Below are 18163 nucleotides of genomic sequence, written 5' to 3'. Positions count from 1 at the left end.
ACTACTTATAAAGAAATATATGCCAAACGCTATAGCTTACAGTTTATTTACAGAATTTGATATTAATTTATTTAAAGCAGGAAAACATTATCGCTTATACGAAAAATTTGGGTCGCATATTACTACAGTTAATAATGTAGAAGGCACCTATTTTGCTGTTTGGGCACCAAGTGCAAAATCAGTATCTGTAATTGGCGATTTTAATTTTTGGCAAGAAACAGAACATAAATTAAACGTTAGATGGGATGGTAGTGGTATTTGGGAAGGTTTTATACCAAATATTGGTAAAGGCACAATTTACAAATACAAAATTAGAAGTTCTCATAATAATGTAACTACAGAAAAAGCAGATCCATTTGCTCGAAGATGTGAACATCCACCAAGAACAGCATCAGAAGTTTGGTCAGATAATTACGACTGGCAAGATAAATCTTGGATGAAAAACAGAAAGAAAAACAACGCATTAGATGCGCCATATTCTGTTTACGAAGTTCACTTGGGTTCTTGGAAAAAACAAATAGAAGAACACAGATTCTTAAGTTACAGAGAGCTTGCAGAAGATTTAGTAGATTATGTAGAAGAAATGAATTTTACACACGTAGAATTTATGCCAATCATGGAATATCCTTACGACCCAAGTTGGGGTTACCAATTAACAGGATATTTTGCACCAACAGCACGTTTTGGTTATCCAGATGATTTTAAATATTTAGTAGATACTTTCCATAAAAAAGGCATTGGAGTTATTTTAGATTGGGTACCCTCTCACTTTCCTTCAGATGATCATGGACTAGGTTACTTTGATGGATCTCATTTATATGAACATCCAGACAGAAGAAAAGGATATCACCAAGACTGGAAAAGTTTAATTTTTAATTACGGTAGAAACGAAATAAAAGCTTTTTTAATTAGTAATGCCATTTATTGGTTAGATCAATTTCATATAGATGGTTTAAGAGTAGATGCTGTAGCATCAATGTTATTTTTAGATTATTCTAGAGAAGCTGGCCAATGGGAACCTAATAAATACGGTGGTAGAGAATACTTAGAAGCCATCGATTTTATAAAAGAAATGAACACAGAAGTATATGCTTCTTTCCCTGATGTACAAACCATTGCAGAAGAATCTACTTCTTTTTCTAAAGTTTCTAGACCAATTTATGATGGTGGTTTAGGCTTTGGTATGAAATGGATGATGGGTTGGATGCATGATACATTAGGTTACTTTAAAAAAGAACCCATTTACAGACAACATCATCAAAACGATTTAACATTTAGTTTAAATTACGCTTTTACAGAAAACTTTATGCTACCACTATCTCATGACGAAGTGGTTTATGGTAAAAAATCCATAGTAGGAAAAATGCCTGGAGATGAATGGCAACGTTTTGCTAACTTAAGATTACTTTACTCTTTTATGTTTACGCATCCTGGCACAAAATTATTGTTTCAAGGTGGTGAGTTTGGGCAAACAAGCGAATGGGATTTTCAAGGAAGTTTAGACTGGCATTTGTTAGATTACGATATACATAAAGGAGTTCAACAACTTGTTAAAGATTTAAATACATTTTACAGAAAAGAACCAGCTTTATTTCAAAAACAATTTTCTTACGAAGGTTTTGAATGGTTAGATCACGGAGATCATCAAAATTCAGTTTTATCTTACTTTAGAAAAGGAGAAAACGAAGCAGATAATGTAATTGTAGTTTTAAATCTTACACCAGTACCTAGAGAAAAATATAGAATTGGTTTGCCAAAAGCAGGTAACTTAAAACTCGTTTTTAATAGCGATGATAAAAAATACTTTGGTACAGGTAACTATAAAAACAACAAATTAAAATCAGAAGAACTAAAGTGGAATAACCGAGAGAACTCTCTGGAATTAAACCTTCCTCCTCTTGGTATGCTGGCTTTTAAATATAAATAAAAAAATAAACCTCTTTTATTATCAGTTAAATCGATAAAAAAAGAGTTTTTTTTTATGTACTTCTTAAAAAAACTAATCAATTTTATCACAATAAAAATTCTACTTAAATAATATTAAAAGATATCGTATTCAGTTTATTTTTAAATAAATAAGCAATATTTTTGTTTTTAACATATACTGTATTTTATCGTCGATATTTAAAATTATTAAATAAATTTCACGAAATTAAAAAATCAAAAAAAATCAATTATGATTGTTAATACTGAATTAGAACAAAAAGGGAATTTATTTCCTTCTCGAATAATAGGTTATAAAAAAGATGTAGATACACTTTACTTTACAACAAAGAACAATGTTATTTTACAAGTAACAATTGTAAGAGATAGTGTAATACGTTTTAGATATGCCACTACAGGAAAATTTGAAAATGATTTTTCTTACGGAATTACAATGCACGCTTCAAGAGGTTATAGTTTCTTAGAAATTACTGAAGATGATACGCATTACATTATTAAAACTTCTAAGTTAATTTGTAAAGTAGAAAAATTAAGCTTGCAAGTTAGCATTTATGATGCTATAGATTTGGTTTTAATCAATGAAGATGAAATTGGTTTTCATTGGGAAGAAAGCTACGAATTTGGTGGCGATATTGTAAAAATGAGTAAGATTTCTCAAAAAGCAGAAAGTTACTATGGTTTAGGTGATAAGCCTGTAGATGTTAACCTAAAAGGGAAACGTTTCGAAAACTGGGTAACAGATTCTTATGCTTTTGGTAAAGACACAGATCCTATTTATAAAGCCATACCTTTTTACACTTCTATATGCAATAACAAAGCTTATGGTATTTTCTTTGATAATACCTTTAGAACATATTTCGATTTTGCACAAGAAAGAAGAAATGTTACGAGTTTTTGGGCACAAGGTGGCGAAATGGATTATTATTTTATTTATGGTCCACAAATGCAAGACGTAGTTGCCAATTATACAGATTTAACTGGTAAACCTCATGCATTACCTCCTTTATGGGCTTTAGGTTTTCATCAGTGTAAATGGAGTTATTACCCAGAAAGTAATGTAAAACAGATCACTAAAACATTTAGAGATCTACAAATTCCTTGTGATGCTATCTATTTAGATATCGATTATATGGATGGTTTTCGTTGTTTTACTTGGGATAAAAATCATTTTCCAGACCCAAAAAGAATGGTAACTGAATTAGAAGAAGAAGGGTTTAAAACCGTAGTTATTATAGATCCAGGTATTAAAATAGATTTAGAATATGATGTTTTTAAAGAAGCATTAGATAAAGACTATTTCTGTAAACGTGCAGATGGTCCTTATATGAAAGGTAAAGTTTGGCCAGGTGAATGTTATTTTCCTGATTACACAAAACCAGAAGTTAGAGAATGGTGGTCTGGTCTTTTTCAAGAATTAATAGAAGATATTGGTGTAAAAGGTGTTTGGAATGATATGAATGAGCCTGCTGTTATGGATGTGCCAAACAAATCTTTTCCTAATGATGTTCGTCATGATTACGATGGTAACCATTGTTCGCATAGAAAAGCACATAATATTTACGGTATGCAAATGGCACGTGCCACTTATCATGGTTTAAAAAAGTACGCTTATCCTAAAAGACCATTTGTAATTACAAGAGCTGCTTATTCTGGTACGCAAAGATATACTTCTACTTGGATGGGAGATAATGTTGCCACTTGGGAACATTTAGCAATCGCAAACAATCAAGCTCAAAGAATGGCAATGTCTGGTTTCTCATTTGCTGGATCAGATATTGGAGGATTTGCAGAACAACCACAAGGAGAGCTTTTTGCAAGATGGATTCAGTTAGGAATATTCCATTCTTTTTGTAGAGTGCATTCTTCTGGAGACCATGGAGATCAAGAGCCTTGGGTTTTCGGACAAGAAATTACTGATATTGTTAGAAAATTTGTAGAAATTAGATATCAATTATTACCTTATTTATACACTGCTTTTTGGAAACACATTAATCATGGAACTCCAATTTTAAAATCTTTAGTACTATTCGATCAAGAAGATGCACAAACACACTATAGAAGTGATGAGTTTGTTTATGGAGATCAAATTTTAGTATGTCCGATACAAGAACCAAATGCCAAAGGTAGAAGAATGTATGTACCAAGAGGTAAATGGTATAACTTCTGGACCAAAGAAATAATAGAAGGTGGTAAAGAAATTTGGGTTGATGCAGATATTGATAGCATGCCAATCTTTATAAAAGAAGGTGCTGTAATTCCTAAATATCCTGTACAACAATATGTAGGCGAAAAGAATTTCGATGAAATTACTTTAGATGTATATTACAAAGCCGGTAAAGAAAAATCTCAATTATATGATGATGCACATGATGGTTACGATTATAAAAAAGGAAGATATAGTTTAAGAACTTTTAAATTAACCGGTAAAAAGAAAGAATTTATTTTAACACAACACAAAGAAGGTACTTTTGATGCTGCTTATTCTAAGTTCATTGTAAATTTACACAACTTACCGTTTAAAATTGCATCTGTACAAATAGACAACGTAGAAGTAGAACTAAATCAATCAGAAAAAGGTGAATCTCAATCTATTACAGTAGATAAAGAATTTTCTGAATTACATTTATTCGCAAAATAAGATACTTTATATAAATCAATTTTTAGAGAAGCCTCCCCATAAATAGGGAGGTTTCTCCCTATTTATGGGGATAAGAAAATTTCACCATTTTTGGGGATTGTGTAATATTAAAATCTAATGTAAATTTGAATTATAATTATGAATCTCCCCCCAAGGTTTATATAATCCAAAACTAGTTTTCTAGTTAATTGTTAGTAAAAAGAGAGCGATGTAAGGTTAAACCTATCATCGCTTCTTTTTTATATAAATTTTTGTGACTCCAGCAGGATTCAAACCTGCAACCCTCAGAGCCGAAATCTGATATTCTATTCAGTTGAACTATGGAGCCTAATATAATTCTCAATTAAATTAAGAATCATACAAATAATTTATTTCATTAAATGTTTTTTAACCAAGGTAGATATGGTTTTACCATCTGCTTGTCCTGCTAATTCTTTAGAAACAACACCCATAACTTTCCCCATATCTTGCATACCAGAAGCACCTAACTTTGTTATAGTAGCTGCAACAACTTCTTCTATTTTTTCTTCTGATAATGCTTCAGGTAAAAACTGCTCTAAAACTTTAATTTCTGCTAATTCAGGATCAGCTAAATCTTGTCTATCTTGTTTTAAAAATACAGCTGCACTATCTTTTCTTTGTTTTACCTGTTTCTGAATAATTTTAACTTCTTGCTCTTCTGTTAATTCTTCTTGTACTCCAGTTTCAGTTTTTGCTAATAAAAATGCTGATTTAACAGCTCTTAAAGCTTGTAAAGCAACCGTATCTTTTGCTTTCATTGCTTCTTTCATCTTATCCATTACCTGTTTTTGTAAACTCATACTATATAATTTTTATTAATTATTTCTTTATCTTTTTTAAATATAAAATATTCTTATTATAATCTATAAATGCTTTTCCTTTTTGTAAAATATCTGCACCAATAATTCCATGTACTTCTTTTGCTTTATGTTGCACAAGTGCAGTATTAACATGTGATAAATTAAATAATACTAAATGAAACTGTTTGGTTTTCCAATCTCCAATTTTTAAAGAATTATTTTCAGATTGTTGGGTTTCCATATCTGTTGCACCAGCACCTGCAGCTTTTGTTTCGCTTTCTTGCGCATCTAATTTAAAATGTTCTATTAAGTCTAAACCAACACAAGAATTAGATGCACCAGTATCTAAAATAAATCTGCCTTTTACACCATTAATCGTTGCTTTTAATTCTAAATGATTTGTTGCAATCCGCTTTAATTTAATTTTAATGTATTTCTTTTTCTTTAATATTTTTTGGATATTTTTCATTTTTCGAAAATAAGAACATCAAAAATACGATTTAATAGGATGAAATAAAACCAGCATTTATCTTATTTACTATTATTATGTACACAACAGAAAATTGTATCGGTTTGATTTAGTAATAATATTTTAGTATTTTTAGAATGATAAAAAGCAATAGTATATGAAAACTACAAAAAGACTTGAACAAGCACTTATAAAACTATACAATGCATATCATAATAATAGATTAAATCCTGAAGATTGTACTGCTTGTGCAGTAGGAAACATCTTAGACAATAATGATAGTTGGAAACATTTATCAAATGATCATGGTTCTTTAGAATTGAGTTATGTAGGTAGAGTACATCAAAATTTAGGAAGAAAATTTAATGGTTATACACCACAAGAAATATTAAAGATAGAAAAGGTATTTTTAGATGCTTGCGGATTTAAAACTCCTTTATGCCATTACAATACAAAACCAGAAAACCCGACTTCTAATGAAGTTTTATTTAATGGTTTATCTGATGTAGTAGAACTTTTATGCAAATTAGACAACATACCTAATGTAATGGATTATTCCAAAATATTTGAACAAGAAAATGGTGAGCCTATTTATCATCTAAAAACATTTTTAGCTTAAATAAATTTAATCAAAATAAACTCATAACAAAAAACCGATTCAAAATTAATTGAATCGGTTTTGTGATGTTTACAATAACGTTTGGTTTATCCACCAAAGTCATCAAAACGAATATTTTCATCTGCAAGACCAAAATCTTCACCCATTTTCTGAACAGCTTTGTTCATTAATGGTGGTCCACAGAAGTATAATTCTAAATCTTCTGGTGAATCATGATGATTTAAATAATTGTCTATTACACAATTATGAATAAATCCTACAAAACCATCTCCAGATTCATCATTAATATCTTTTTTAACTTTCCAGTTATCAGCCTCTAAAGGATCTGATAATGCAATGAAAAATTTAAAGTTCGGGAAATCTTTTTCTAAAGCTCTAAAGTGCTCAATATAGAATAATTCAGCTTTAGAACGACCTCCATACCAATAAGTAACTTTTCTACCAGTTTTTAACGTTCTGAATAAGTGATATAAGTGAGAACGCATTGGAGCCATACCAGCACCACCACCAACATATAACATTTCTGCATCTGATTCATTAATGAAAAACTCTCCATAAGGACCAGAAATTACACATTTATCACCTTTCTTTAAGTTAAAGATATAAGAAGATGCTACTCCTGGATTTACATCCATCCAGCCACCTTTTGCTCTATCAAATGGAGGTGTAGCAATACGCACGTTTAACATAATTTCTCTACCTTCTGCTGGGTAAGAAGCCATTGAGTATGCTCTTTCTACAGTTTCAGTATTTTTCATTACTAACGGACGTAATTTAAACTTATCCCATTCCGCTTCAAATTTGTCTGGAGTTTCGTGTTCTTCTGGGTGGGCTGTAATATCCATATCAGAATATTTAACTTCACATGGAGGAATTTCAATTTGAATATATCCACCAGCTTTATATCCCATATCTTCAGGAATCTCAACAACGAACTCTTTAATAAAAGAGGCTACATTGTAATTTCTTACAACAACTGCATCCCATTTTTTAATTCCGAAAACTTCTTCTGGAATTGTAATGTTCATGTCTTGTTTAACTTTAACTTGACAAGCTAAACGTATACCTTCTTTTAATTCTTTCTTTGTAAAGTGTGGCACTTCTGTAGGTAAAGCTTCTCCTCCACCTTCTAAAACGTGACACTCACATTGTACACAAGATCCACCACCACCACATGCAGATGGTAAAAAGATTTTCTCGTTTCCTAATGTTGTTAAAAGTGTGCTACCAGAACCAACTTCTATTTTCTTTTCTCCGTTAATGGTAATTGTTACTGGACCAGAAGGAGATAATTTTTGTTTTACAAATAGTAACAATGTTACTAATAACAATGTTATTAATAAAAAGGCTGCTACTGTTGCAATAATGGTTCCTATTGTACCTGCTGCTAATATCATTCTTTTACTAGTTTATATTTGTGTTTTCAGCTACAATTTCTTTAGCCTTTTCTTCTTTTACTTTAACCTTTTTTACCTTAGCTTCTACAGCTGGTTTTTCTTCTTTCTTTTCATCTCCACCAGTTAACATACCACCAAAGCTCATAAAACCAATAGCCATTAAACCAGTAATAATAAAAGTAATTCCTAAACCTCTTAAAGCTGGAGGAACTGAAGAATATCTAATTTTTTCACGAATAGCTGCAATAGCTAAAATTGCTAAAAACCAACCAATTCCTGAACCTACACCATAAGTTAATGCTAATCCTAAAGAAGGTATTTCTCTAGATTGCATAAATAAACTACCCCCTAAAATAGCACAGTTTACAGCAATTAATGGTAAGAAAATACCTAATGAATTGTATAATGATGGTGAAAATTTTTCAACAATAATTTCTACCAATTGTACCATTGTTGCAATAGTTGCAATAAACATAATAAATGATAAGAAGCTTAAATCGTACTCAGCATACTCTTCTCCTAGCCAAACTAAAGCTCCATCTTTTAATATATATTGATCTAACAACCAGTTTAAAGGTACAGTTACAGCTAATACAAAGATTACAGCAGCTCCTAAACCAACAGCAGTAGATACTTTTTTAGATACTGCTAGGTAAGAACACATCCCTAAAAAGGTTGCGAAAACCATGTTATCTATAAATATCGATTTGAAAAATAATTCTATATGTTCCATATTTTTTTAGTCTTAAGTCCGCAGTTCGCAGTTTGCAGTCAGCAATTTACTGCCAACTGAATACTGTTTTACTACCAACTATTTAATGTTCTTCTATTAATGATTTGTTCTTTGTTCTTTGAACCCAGATGATGATACCTACAACAATTAATGCCATTGGTGATAATAACATAAACCCGTTATTTTCATATCCTATAGCATATAAACCTGTTTTTTCTATTGGATCTCCTAAAACTTTAAAACCTAATAAAGTACCAGAACCTAATAACTCTCTAAAGAAACCAACTGCTATTAAGATTACACCATAACCAACAGCGTTACCTATACCATCTAAGAAAGATCTCCAAGGTCCATTACCTAAAGCAAAAGCTTCGAAACGTCCCATAATAATACAGTTTGTAATAATTAAACCAACAAAAACGGATAATGTTTTACTTAACTCATAAGCAAATGCTTTTAGAACTAAATCAACAATAATTACTAAAGTTGCCACAACAATAAGTTGTACAATAATTCTAATTTTTGATGGTATAATATTTCTCATTAATGAGATAACTACGTTACCAACTCCTAGTACAAATAAAACCGAAATTGACATTACAATAGAAGCTTTTAACTCTGCAGTAATTGCTAATGCAGAACAAATACCTAATACTTGAATTGTAATTGGATTATTATCTAATAATGGATCTTTAATTAATGCTGCGTCTTTTTTTGATAAAAGTCCCATAGTTATAATTTTATTTTATTAGATTCTTTTAATGATTTAAAATAAGGAACATACAATGCTAAATCTTTCTTTATCATTGCAGATACACCATCACCAGTAATTGTTGCACCAGCAATTGCATCTACCTCATAATCTGTTTTTTCTTCGTTCTTCGGATCGTTATTTCCTTTGGCAACCGTAATTCCTTTGAATTCTCCTGATGCAGTCATCAAGTGTTCTCCAATAAAATCGTCCATAAAATAACGTTGTTTAATGTTTGCACCTAATCCAGGAGTTTCTCCTTTATGATCAAAATAAGCACCTTGAACAACCATATTTTCATCCATAGAAACATAACCCCAAATTGCATCCCAAAGACCTTTACCTCTAATTGGTGCTACATAAAATGTTTTACCATCTTTTTCACCAACAAATAAAGGCAACTTTCTAGTTTTACCTTCTTTTGCGTTGGCTTGTTGCTTTTTTACATCAATTAAATAAGCATCGTCACTTTCAGTTATTTTATCACCTTCTATAACAATTTGCTTGGTAATATATTTTGCAAACTCCTCTCCTGCTATTGATGCTGACACAAAATTAGCACTAGATTCATCATTTTCATTTACACCCATTGCATACAGAATATTCTGTTGCTTTTCTATTCTTTCGTTTTCTTTAATAGCTGGCTTTAAAGAAGATGACATAAAAGCCAATAAAGAACCAACAATTAACACCATAATTACAGCGAAAATCATTGTATAACTATTACTATCTGTTCTCTTACTCATAATTAGGCAGTTTTAACTTTAGTACGTTTTAATCTCTTTTTTACATTTCCTTGAACCACATAATGGTCTATTGTTGGTGCAAAAACATTCATTAACAAGATTGCTAAAAATACACCTTCTGGATATGCTGGGTTAAATACACGAATCATAATTGATATAAAACCAATTAAGAAACCGTAAATCCATTTTCCTTTATTTGTTTGTGATGCAGTTACAGGATCTGTAGCCATAAACACTGCTCCAAATGCTAATCCACCAATTATTAAGTGTTGCCACCAATCAGTGTTCATTAATCCGTAGAACTTACTAGATTCTGTAATGATGTCTGCATTTACAATTCCGTTAAAAATTAATCCCATTACAGCAGCACCAATAAAAGTTGATACTATAATTCTCCAACTTCCAATTTTTGTGAAAATTAAGAAAGCTGCACCTAATAAGATTAATAAAGTTGATGTTTCACCAACAGAACCAGGAATAAATCCCATAAACATATCCCAAGTAGAATAAACTACATCATTGTTTTGTGCGTAACTACCTAAAATAGTTTCTCCAGAAATTGCATCTTCTGTACCTGTTCTTTTTACTGCGTCGTAAACCCAAACTTTATCTCCAGACATCCACGTTGGATATGCAAAGAATAAGAATGCTCTAATTGTTAATGCAGGGTTTAAGATATTCATACCTGTACCTCCAAAAACTTCTTTACCAATTACAACTCCAAAAACAACAGCAACAGCTAACATCCATAAAGGTGTGTCAATTGGTACAATTAATGGCACTAACATACCCGTTACCAAATAACCTTCTTCTACTTCATGCCCTTTTATAATTGCAAAAATAAATTCTACACCAAGACCAACTCCATAAGAAACGATTACTAGAGGTAATACTTTTATGATTCCTATCCAAAGGTTATCCCAAGTAAAAAAGTTAGCTAAAACATCTGTTCTTAAAGAACCATCTATAGCTGCATAGTGTTGGTAACCTGCATTAAACATTCCAAAAAGCAAACAAGGTACTAAAGCCATAATTACAATATTCATTGTACGCTTTAAATCGTCTGCTGCTTTTATATGAGTTCCTCCATGAGTAACTTCATTTGGTAAATATAAAAAGGTATGGATTGCATTAAATGCAGGTGCCATTTTGGTCCCTTTATATTTCTCTTTTAAATTATGTAAGTTTTGTTTTAAGCTCATAATCTTATCCTAATTCTTGTCTCATTAAATCTAAACCTTCACGAATTATTTTTTGATGTGGTTGTTTAGACACACAAATAAATTCGGTTAATGCAAAATCTTCTGGAGCTACTTCATAACCACCTAACGCTTCCATTTCGTCTAAATCTTTATACATAAATGCTTTTAATAATTGCATTGGATAAATATCTAAAGGAAAAACGTTTTCATAAGAACCAGTAACAACAAAAGCTCTATGCTCTCCATTTGTATTGGTATTTAAATCGTACTTTTTATTTGGGCTTAACCAAGAAAAAGTAAACGCTCTAGAAGTAGAAATTTTATTAAAGATTGGTTTGTTCCAACCAAAAAACTCATAATCATCTCCTTCTGGAATTGCAGTTATTTGATTATCGTAAAAACCTATAAAACCTTCTTCTGTAACTTGACTACCAGATAAAACGTTACCACTAATAATTCTTGTATTATCAGTATTTAAATTATCTTTAGTAATATCTTCGATTGCTGCTCCTGCAATTGCAGTAACATATTGTGGCTTGCTAAATTGAGAACCTGTTAATGCAATTGTTCTTTCAGCATTATACTTACCTGTTAACAATAACTCACCAATTACAACTAAATCTTGTGGAGTAACAACCCAAACAACTTCTCCTTTATTAATAGGATCTATGTTTGCAATTTGAGTACTTACATTACCTGATGGATGTGGTCCAGAAACTTTATGCAATTCTACACCTGTTAATTTTGATAAAACAGAGTTTGAATTAGCACCAACTGATAAATGAACTTTACCTTCTGTTAATTTAGACACAGCATTAATTGCTGCTTGTAACTCAGCTTCTTTACCAGCTAAAGTGTAGTCTAAATCTGCAGCTAAAGGTGCACTTGCATATCCAGAAATAAATATTGCTTTTGGTGCTTGGTTTGGATTTGCTACAACATCGTAAGGACGTTGTTTAATAAATGGCCAACAACCTGAAGTAAACAAATGATTTTTCACTTCTTGTTCAGACATTTTAGCAACATCGACTACACCAAAATCTGTATGAACTTGGCTAGCATCAGCAGCAATTTTTATGGTTAAAACTTTTCTTCTTGCTCCACGAATTACTTCTACTACTTTACCAGAAACAGGACTAGGAAATAAAATGCGTTCGTCACTTTTTGAATAAAAAAGTGTTTCTCCTGCTTTTACTTCTGCCCCTTCTTTGGCAACAAGCTTAGGTACAATTCCGTGAAAATCTTCTGGTTTTACTGCATAAACACTACTCAAAGCAATTTTTGTAGTAGTTTTTTCTGCAACACCAACAAGCTTAATATCTAAGCCTCTTTTAATACGAATGTCTTTTGACATAGTAAATTTGGAATTTTAATTATCTAAAAAAATCACGCAAATTTACGGATTTTACATCGTGTTTTAGACACAATTTAAAGCTTAAATTCATTATTTATAACAATTCTAAATAAATAAAATTTAATGAAAACGTTATAGTGTTAATTTTTGGCTTAAATTTTGATTATTCTGAAAAATGAATACTTATTTTTGCAATATGTTAAAGAAAATCTTACTACCTATTTTAGTCTTTTTGTGTTTAAATGTTTCATCTCAAAACATAAAATCGATTCAACTTAGACCTTTACAAGAAAATAATTATTCTTCTATTGTGCCTTTAGGCACTGTTTTAGAATTGTCTTTTGATGATTTAGATGCTGATGCTAAAGATTACAGATACAGGATTCAGCATATGACTCACGATTGGCAAAAGAGCAGATTATTGTCTAGTCAGTTTATAGACGGGTTTGATGAAAATTCGATTATAGATGTTACCAATTCATTTAATACTTTTCAGAGCTACTCTCATTATTCAGTAAAAATTCCGAATATAAATACTGTGATTACTAAAAGTGGCAACTATCTGTTATCGGTTTTAAATAATGATGATGAAGTTGTTTTTACAAGAAAATTTGTGCTCTATGAAAATGCAGCTATTGTTGCTGCAAATGTTACCAGAAGTAGAGATGCTAAAACTACAAACACGCAACAAACGGTTCAGTTTTCTATTAATCATCCTAATTTACGTATCAATAATCCATCACAAGAAATAAATGTTGTTGTCTTAAAAAATGAAAATTGGAATGAAAAAATTACAGATTTACAACCTACTTTTTTCAAACAAAATCAATTATTATACACTTATACCAACAAAACCAATTTTGAAGGTGGCAATGAATATTTAAATTTTGATAGTAAACTCATTAGAAATAGAAGTGTAAATACAGTTAGAATTGAAATGAAAGATATTTTTCATCACTATTTATATCCTTATACATATAATGAGTATTTATCTTACAGATACAATCCTGATATTAATGGGCAATTTGTAATTAGAACTTTAGAAGGTACTGACACAAATACAGAAGCAGATTATGCAATGATGCATTTTACTTTATTTGCTGATACTCCTTTTTTAGATAAAGACGTATATATTTATGGTGCTTTCAATAATTTTAAAATTGATGAAAATGCCAAAATGGAATATGATTTTAAAGACCTAAGCTACAAAGGAAGCATTTTACTAAAACAAGGTTTTTACAATTATACTTTTGCAACTGTAGATAAATATAACAAAGTAGATACGAATGCTATAAATGGTAATTTTTATCAAACAGAAAACCAATATACAGTAATTGCCTATTACAAACCTTTTGGTGGTTTATATGATAGAGTTATTGGAGTTGGTACTACTTATTTTGATCAAAATAGATAATTAATTTTTGACTTGCATTTTTTATTCAAAAAAACTACATTTACCAGCAATGGTAGAAAAAATTACACAAGGCATTAAAATTTCTGTAAACACGAAATACAATGGTACAAGCTATAAAAATAACAGGCTGTATTATGTCTTTGCTTATTTTATTACCATAGAAAACCATTCTTTACAAACGGTTAAATTAAAAGATCGTTTTTGGCAAATTTTTGATTCGCTTAATAAAACAGAAGTTGTAGAAGGCGAAGGTGTTGTTGGCCAAACTCCTGTTTTAAAACCAAACGACACTTATTCTTACAGTTCTGGTTGCTTTTTAGAATCTAATATTGGTGCTATGAAAGGTTTTTATTCGATGAAAAACTTAAACACATCAGAACATTTTAAGGTTATTATACCCACATTTCAACTTTCAACTCAAATCTTATCAAACTAAAAAAAAAGAAAAATAAAGTAGTAAAAGTTAAAGATCCAGAATGTTTAAATTGTGGTTACCCTTTTTCGGGCTACGAAAAATTTTGCCCAGAATGTGGCCAAACCAATAAAGGGAATAGAATTACTTTTAAAAGTTTTATTCATGAAGTTTTTAATGGATTATTCAATTTTGATGCAAAGTTTTGGAAAACTATTGTTCCTCTTTTAATAAAACCAGGTAAGGTTTCTAGAGATTATATAGATGGTAAAAGACAACGCTATTCGAACCCTTTTCGTTTTTATTTAACAGTATCTATTCTATTTTTTTTAATTGTAGGTCTATTTAAGTCTATAGAAAAATACGAACAATTGGCAAACGAGAGTGTTGCAGAAATTACAGAAGTTGTTAAAAAAGATTCTATAAAAAAGAAAAAAGAAATACCAACTGATGCAGAAATAGATTCAATTAAACAAAAACTAGATAGTGAATTAAAAAAATCATTTGTCCCTATACCAGCATCTGCCAGAAAAAAGATATTAGAAGAGGTAGAAAAAGAAGCTAGAGATACTACTGCAACTAAAGAGAAAGACGACATAACGTTTAATTTTGGTGGTATGACTAGGTTAGATACATTTACAGATTATGTAAAAGAATATCCAAATTCTAAAATGGATGTTGCTTTAGATTCTTTGGGCTTTGAGAAAAATTTTACAAATCGTTTTTTATTTACAAGAGCTAAAACCTTATATTCTTTTACTGAAGATGAAGATAGTAGAGATAAATTTTTTAGTCAGATTTTATCTTCTGGCTCAATTTCACTCTTTATACTTTTACCCTTTTTTACGCTGTTTTTAAAGTTCTTTTACATCCGAAGAAAATTTGGGTACGTAGATCATTTAATCTTTGTTTTTCACGTGCAAACTGTATTTTTCATGTTGTTTGCCATTTTCTTTTTATTAAAATTATTTGGATTAAAACCAGAGTTATGGATTTTTACCATTCTATTTTTACTCTATTTACTTATTGCTATGAAAAAATTTTATCAGCAAGGCTACATAAAAACATTTTTTAAATTTATACTCTTAAATATTAGCTATTCTATAGTAGCTACAATTGGTATTATTTTTGTTTTTCTAATTTCTTTTGCGCTGTTTTAAACTTTAGCCTTTATAAAATCAAAATAATTAAAAGTAACATCATTATCTGTTTTTAAAATTGATGTAATACTTACAGTTTCTACAAATTCGCGTTTCATTTTAATTGATGTTTCTACATTTCCTAAAGTTGAATTATTATGAAATTGTAATATGCTTTCTTGAGTAAACAATTTGTTTTGAGCTAACCAATTAGCAAACCAACCTTTTCTGGATTGCCTCATATTAAAAGTATACAAAGTCGATGAAGACCAGATTTTAGGTTCTTGTGGTAATTTATTAAAGTGTTTTTTTAATCCATCCCAAACTAATTCATAGGTTTTCAAAGTGGTATTCCAATCAACAAAAATTAACGTAAAAGGCTCTATGTTTATAAAATCAAAATTATCTATATAAGCTATAGCATCATCCGCAGAAAGTATATTCTTAACAAGAACACCTCTACTCATTTTATAAGGTAATTGCCTTTTATGATTTTCAAAACCACCATTTAGCAAGCAAACTAATCTGTTTTTATTACTTGTGCCAATCCAAGTTCCTCCAGCTAATTCATCTTTTGGATAAGTAATTTCTACTCCGTTTTCTAGATAAGTTTTTGGCTGAATTGTTTCTCTTAACGGAGTTTCATCTCTATTAGACGTTAAAATAAAATTATTATCTCCTAAAGGAAGATAGGTTACTGTACACATAAAAATCTTTTAAAAAATTATGATAAATCTTAAATATTAATATAGTTCTTAAATTTTCCTTAACAAAAGACACCTAAGAACCATTAAATTTATTGAAACAAAAACTGTAACTTTGCATCGACAAAATTAGTCGATTCAAATTTAAAAAACATACAAAATGGCAAGAGGATTTTTTAATGTTCCAGTTGCAGTAAATGAGCCTGTAAAAGGCTATGCACCTGAGTCTCCAGAAAGAGAAGAATTATTAGCAACTTATAAAGAAATGTTTAATGGTTCTGTAGATATACCAATGCATATTAATGGTGCAGAAGTTAGAACAGGTATCACAAAAAACGTTACACCTCCTCACGATCATCAACACGTAGTTGGGCAATATCATACAGCAGAAAAAAAACATATAGATGAAGCCATTGAAACTGCATTAGCTGCAAGACAAGCTTGGTCTTCTGTTTCTTGGATGGAAAGAGCATCTATCTTTTTAAAAGCTGCTGAGTTATTAGCAGGACCTTATAGAGCAAAAATGAATGCTGCAACAATGATTGCGCAATCTAAAAATGTACACCAAGCAGAAATTGATGCAGCTTGTGAAATGATCGATTTCTTTCGTTTTAACGTACAATATATGACTGATATTTTCAAAGATCAGCCAGCATCTGCTCCAGGAATCTGGAATAGAGTTGAATACAGACCGTTAGAAGGATTTGTTTATGCAATATCACCTTTTAACTTTACGTCTATTGCAGCAAATTTACCTGCAGCAGCAGCTTTAATGGGTAATGTTGTAGTTTGGAAACCTTCTGATCATCAAGCATATTCTGCACAAGTAATTGTAGATTTGTTTAAAGAAGCTGGTTTACCTGATGGAGTTATTAATGTTGTTTATGGAGATCCTGTAATGATTTCTGATACTTGTTTATCATCTCCAGATTTCTCTGGATTACATTTTACAGGTTCTACTTTTGTTTTTAAAGAATTATGGAAACAAATTGGTGCAAATATTCATACTTATAAAACATACCCGAGAATTGTTGGTGAAACTGGTGGTAAAGATTTTATTTGGGCTCATAACTCTGCAAACCCTTTACAAGTTGCAACAGGAATAACAAGAGGTGCTTTTGAATATCAAGGTCAAAAATGTTCTGCAGCTTCACGTGCTTATATTCCTACTTCTATTTGGGGCGATGTAAAAGAACACTTAATTGCACAGACATCAGAATTAAAAATGGGGTCACCAGAAAATCCTGATAACTTTATAAATGCTGTTATTCACGAAGGTTCTTTTGATAAAATTGCAAAATATATCGATGAAGCTAAAGCTGATGATAATGCAGAAATAATTATTGGTGGTAATTATGATAAATCTGTTGGTTATTTTATTGAGCCTACAGTAATACTTGCAAAATCGCCAACATTCTCTACAATGACTACTGAGCTTTTTGGCCCAGTAATGACAGTTTATGTTTACGAAGATGCAGAATGGGAAGCTTCTTTAAAATTAGTAGACGAATCTACAGAATACGCTTTAACAGGTGCAATTTTTTCTACGGATAGATATATTGTTGAACAAGCTTCTAAAGCATTAGAAAATGCTGCTGGAAACTTCTATATTAATGATAAGCCAACAGGAGCAGTTGTAGGTCAGCAACCATTTGGAGGAGCTAGAGCTTCTGGTACAAATGATAAAGCAGGTTCTGCACAAAACTTATTGAGATGGACATCTGTTAGGTTGATAAAAGAAACTTTTGTAACACCAACAGATTATAAATATCCTTTTTTAGGATAAAAAATAATTACTAACAAAAAAAAGCCTCATCAGC

At 30.6% G+C, this 18163-nt stretch carries 16 protein-coding genes, 1 tRNA gene and 1 pseudogene; 8 read left to right on the top strand and 10 right to left on the bottom strand.

What is annotated here, in order from left to right; translation table 11 throughout:
- Positions 1–19: 19 nt before the first annotated feature.
- A complete protein-coding gene (gene glgB / locus BW723_RS09465; RefSeq protein ID WP_068355469.1) occupies positions 20–1927 on the top strand; it encodes a 1,4-alpha-glucan branching protein GlgB in 1908 nt (635 codons plus the stop codon).
- A gap of 249 nt (positions 1928–2176) precedes the next feature.
- Complete coding sequence (locus BW723_RS09460) at positions 2177–4582, top strand: glycoside hydrolase family 31 protein (protein ID WP_068355472.1); 2406 nt, start codon at positions 2177–2179, stop codon at positions 4580–4582.
- A 254-nt stretch (positions 4583–4836) separates the two neighbouring features.
- On the opposite strand, the gene BW723_RS09455 is transcribed toward BW723_RS09460, so the two are convergent.
- The 3 genes from BW723_RS09455 to BW723_RS09445 all read right to left on the bottom strand — a co-directional run bounded on the left by BW723_RS09455 (position 4837) and on the right by BW723_RS09445 (position 5872).
- Positions 4837–4910, bottom strand: a tRNA-Arg gene (locus tag BW723_RS09455).
- Positions 4911–4950: 40 nt separating this feature from the next.
- The gene (locus BW723_RS09450) at positions 4951–5403 is read right to left on the bottom strand and encodes a GatB/YqeY domain-containing protein (protein ID WP_068355475.1); all 453 of its coding nucleotides are present in this window, start codon (positions 5401–5403) and stop codon (positions 4951–4953) included.
- 19 nt (positions 5404–5422) lie between these two features.
- Complete coding sequence (locus tag BW723_RS09445) at positions 5423–5872, bottom strand: retropepsin-like aspartic protease (RefSeq protein ID WP_068355478.1); 450 nt, start codon at positions 5870–5872, stop codon at positions 5423–5425.
- A gap of 157 nt (positions 5873–6029) precedes the next feature.
- On the opposite strand from BW723_RS09445, the gene BW723_RS09440 reads away from it, so the two are divergent.
- Positions 6030–6491 (top strand): Na(+)-translocating NADH-quinone reductase subunit F, encoded by a 462-nt coding sequence (locus BW723_RS09440; protein WP_068355481.1) that lies wholly within the window; start codon positions 6030–6032, stop codon positions 6489–6491.
- An 86-nt stretch (positions 6492–6577) separates the two neighbouring features.
- Here the strand turns inward: BW723_RS09440 and nqrF are convergent, their stop codons facing one another.
- The 6 genes from nqrF to BW723_RS09410 all read right to left on the bottom strand — a co-directional run bounded on the left by nqrF (position 6578) and on the right by BW723_RS09410 (position 12674).
- Positions 6578–7888 carry an NADH:ubiquinone reductase (Na(+)-transporting) subunit F gene (nqrF, locus tag BW723_RS09435; protein WP_068355484.1) on the bottom strand — a complete coding sequence of 437 codons (1311 nt, stop codon included), beginning with the start codon at positions 7886–7888 and terminating at the stop codon, positions 6578–6580.
- 7 nt (positions 7889–7895) lie between these two features.
- Positions 7896–8621, bottom strand: a complete 726-nt coding sequence (nqrE, locus tag BW723_RS09430; RefSeq protein ID WP_076686368.1) for an NADH:ubiquinone reductase (Na(+)-transporting) subunit E — start codon at positions 8619–8621, stop codon at positions 7896–7898.
- An 82-nt stretch (positions 8622–8703) separates the two neighbouring features.
- Positions 8704–9351: an NADH:ubiquinone reductase (Na(+)-transporting) subunit D gene (locus BW723_RS09425; RefSeq protein WP_068355489.1), complete on the bottom strand. Its 648-nt coding sequence runs from the start codon at positions 9349–9351 to the stop codon at positions 8704–8706.
- A gap of 2 nt (positions 9352–9353) precedes the next feature.
- Positions 9354–10118 (bottom strand): Na(+)-translocating NADH-quinone reductase subunit C, encoded by a 765-nt coding sequence (locus BW723_RS09420; RefSeq protein WP_068355492.1) that lies wholly within the window; start codon positions 10116–10118, stop codon positions 9354–9356.
- Between the two features lie 2 nt (positions 10119–10120).
- Complete coding sequence (locus tag BW723_RS09415) at positions 10121–11320, bottom strand: NADH:ubiquinone reductase (Na(+)-transporting) subunit B (RefSeq protein WP_068355495.1); 1200 nt, start codon at positions 11318–11320, stop codon at positions 10121–10123.
- A gap of 4 nt (positions 11321–11324) precedes the next feature.
- Entirely contained in the window at positions 11325–12674 is a 1350-nt protein-coding gene (locus BW723_RS09410) for a Na(+)-translocating NADH-quinone reductase subunit A (RefSeq protein WP_068355498.1), read from the bottom strand.
- Positions 12675–12870: 196 nt separating this feature from the next.
- Here BW723_RS09410 and BW723_RS09405 point away from each other — a divergent pair, with 196 nt between their 5' ends.
- From BW723_RS09405 to BW723_RS09390, 4 genes and pseudogenes are all read left to right on the top strand, one after another.
- Positions 12871–14088: a type IX secretion system plug protein gene (locus tag BW723_RS09405; protein WP_068355501.1), complete on the top strand. Its 1218-nt coding sequence runs from the start codon at positions 12871–12873 to the stop codon at positions 14086–14088.
- A 49-nt stretch (positions 14089–14137) separates the two neighbouring features.
- A complete protein-coding gene (gene apaG / locus BW723_RS09400; protein ID WP_068355874.1) occupies positions 14138–14524 on the top strand; it encodes a Co2+/Mg2+ efflux protein ApaG in 387 nt (128 codons plus the stop codon).
- A pseudogene (locus tag BW723_RS18155) lies at positions 14491–14769 on the top strand (DUF3667 domain-containing protein); the annotation flags it as partial. The gene apaG and the pseudogene BW723_RS18155, both read left to right, overlap by 34 nt.
- 102 nt (positions 14770–14871) lie before the next feature.
- On the top strand, positions 14872–15660 hold the full coding sequence (locus BW723_RS09390) for a hypothetical protein (RefSeq protein ID WP_068355504.1): 789 nt from the start codon (positions 14872–14874) through the stop codon (positions 15658–15660).
- Here the strand turns inward: BW723_RS09390 and BW723_RS09385 are convergent.
- Entirely contained in the window at positions 15657–16346 is a 690-nt protein-coding gene (locus tag BW723_RS09385; RefSeq protein ID WP_068355507.1) for an NRDE family protein, read from the bottom strand. The genes BW723_RS09390 and BW723_RS09385 overlap by 4 nt on opposite strands.
- A 157-nt stretch (positions 16347–16503) precedes the next feature.
- On the opposite strand from BW723_RS09385, the gene pruA reads away from it, so the two are divergent.
- Entirely contained in the window at positions 16504–18129 is a 1626-nt protein-coding gene (gene pruA / locus BW723_RS09380) for an L-glutamate gamma-semialdehyde dehydrogenase (protein ID WP_068355510.1), read from the top strand.
- The last annotated feature ends 34 nt before the right edge of the window (positions 18130–18163 follow it).

Source organism: Polaribacter reichenbachii (assembly GCF_001975665.1).
GTDB classification, from domain to species: domain Bacteria; phylum Bacteroidota; class Bacteroidia; order Flavobacteriales; family Flavobacteriaceae; genus Polaribacter; species Polaribacter reichenbachii.
This window is presented reverse-complemented; position numbering and strand designations above follow the sequence as displayed.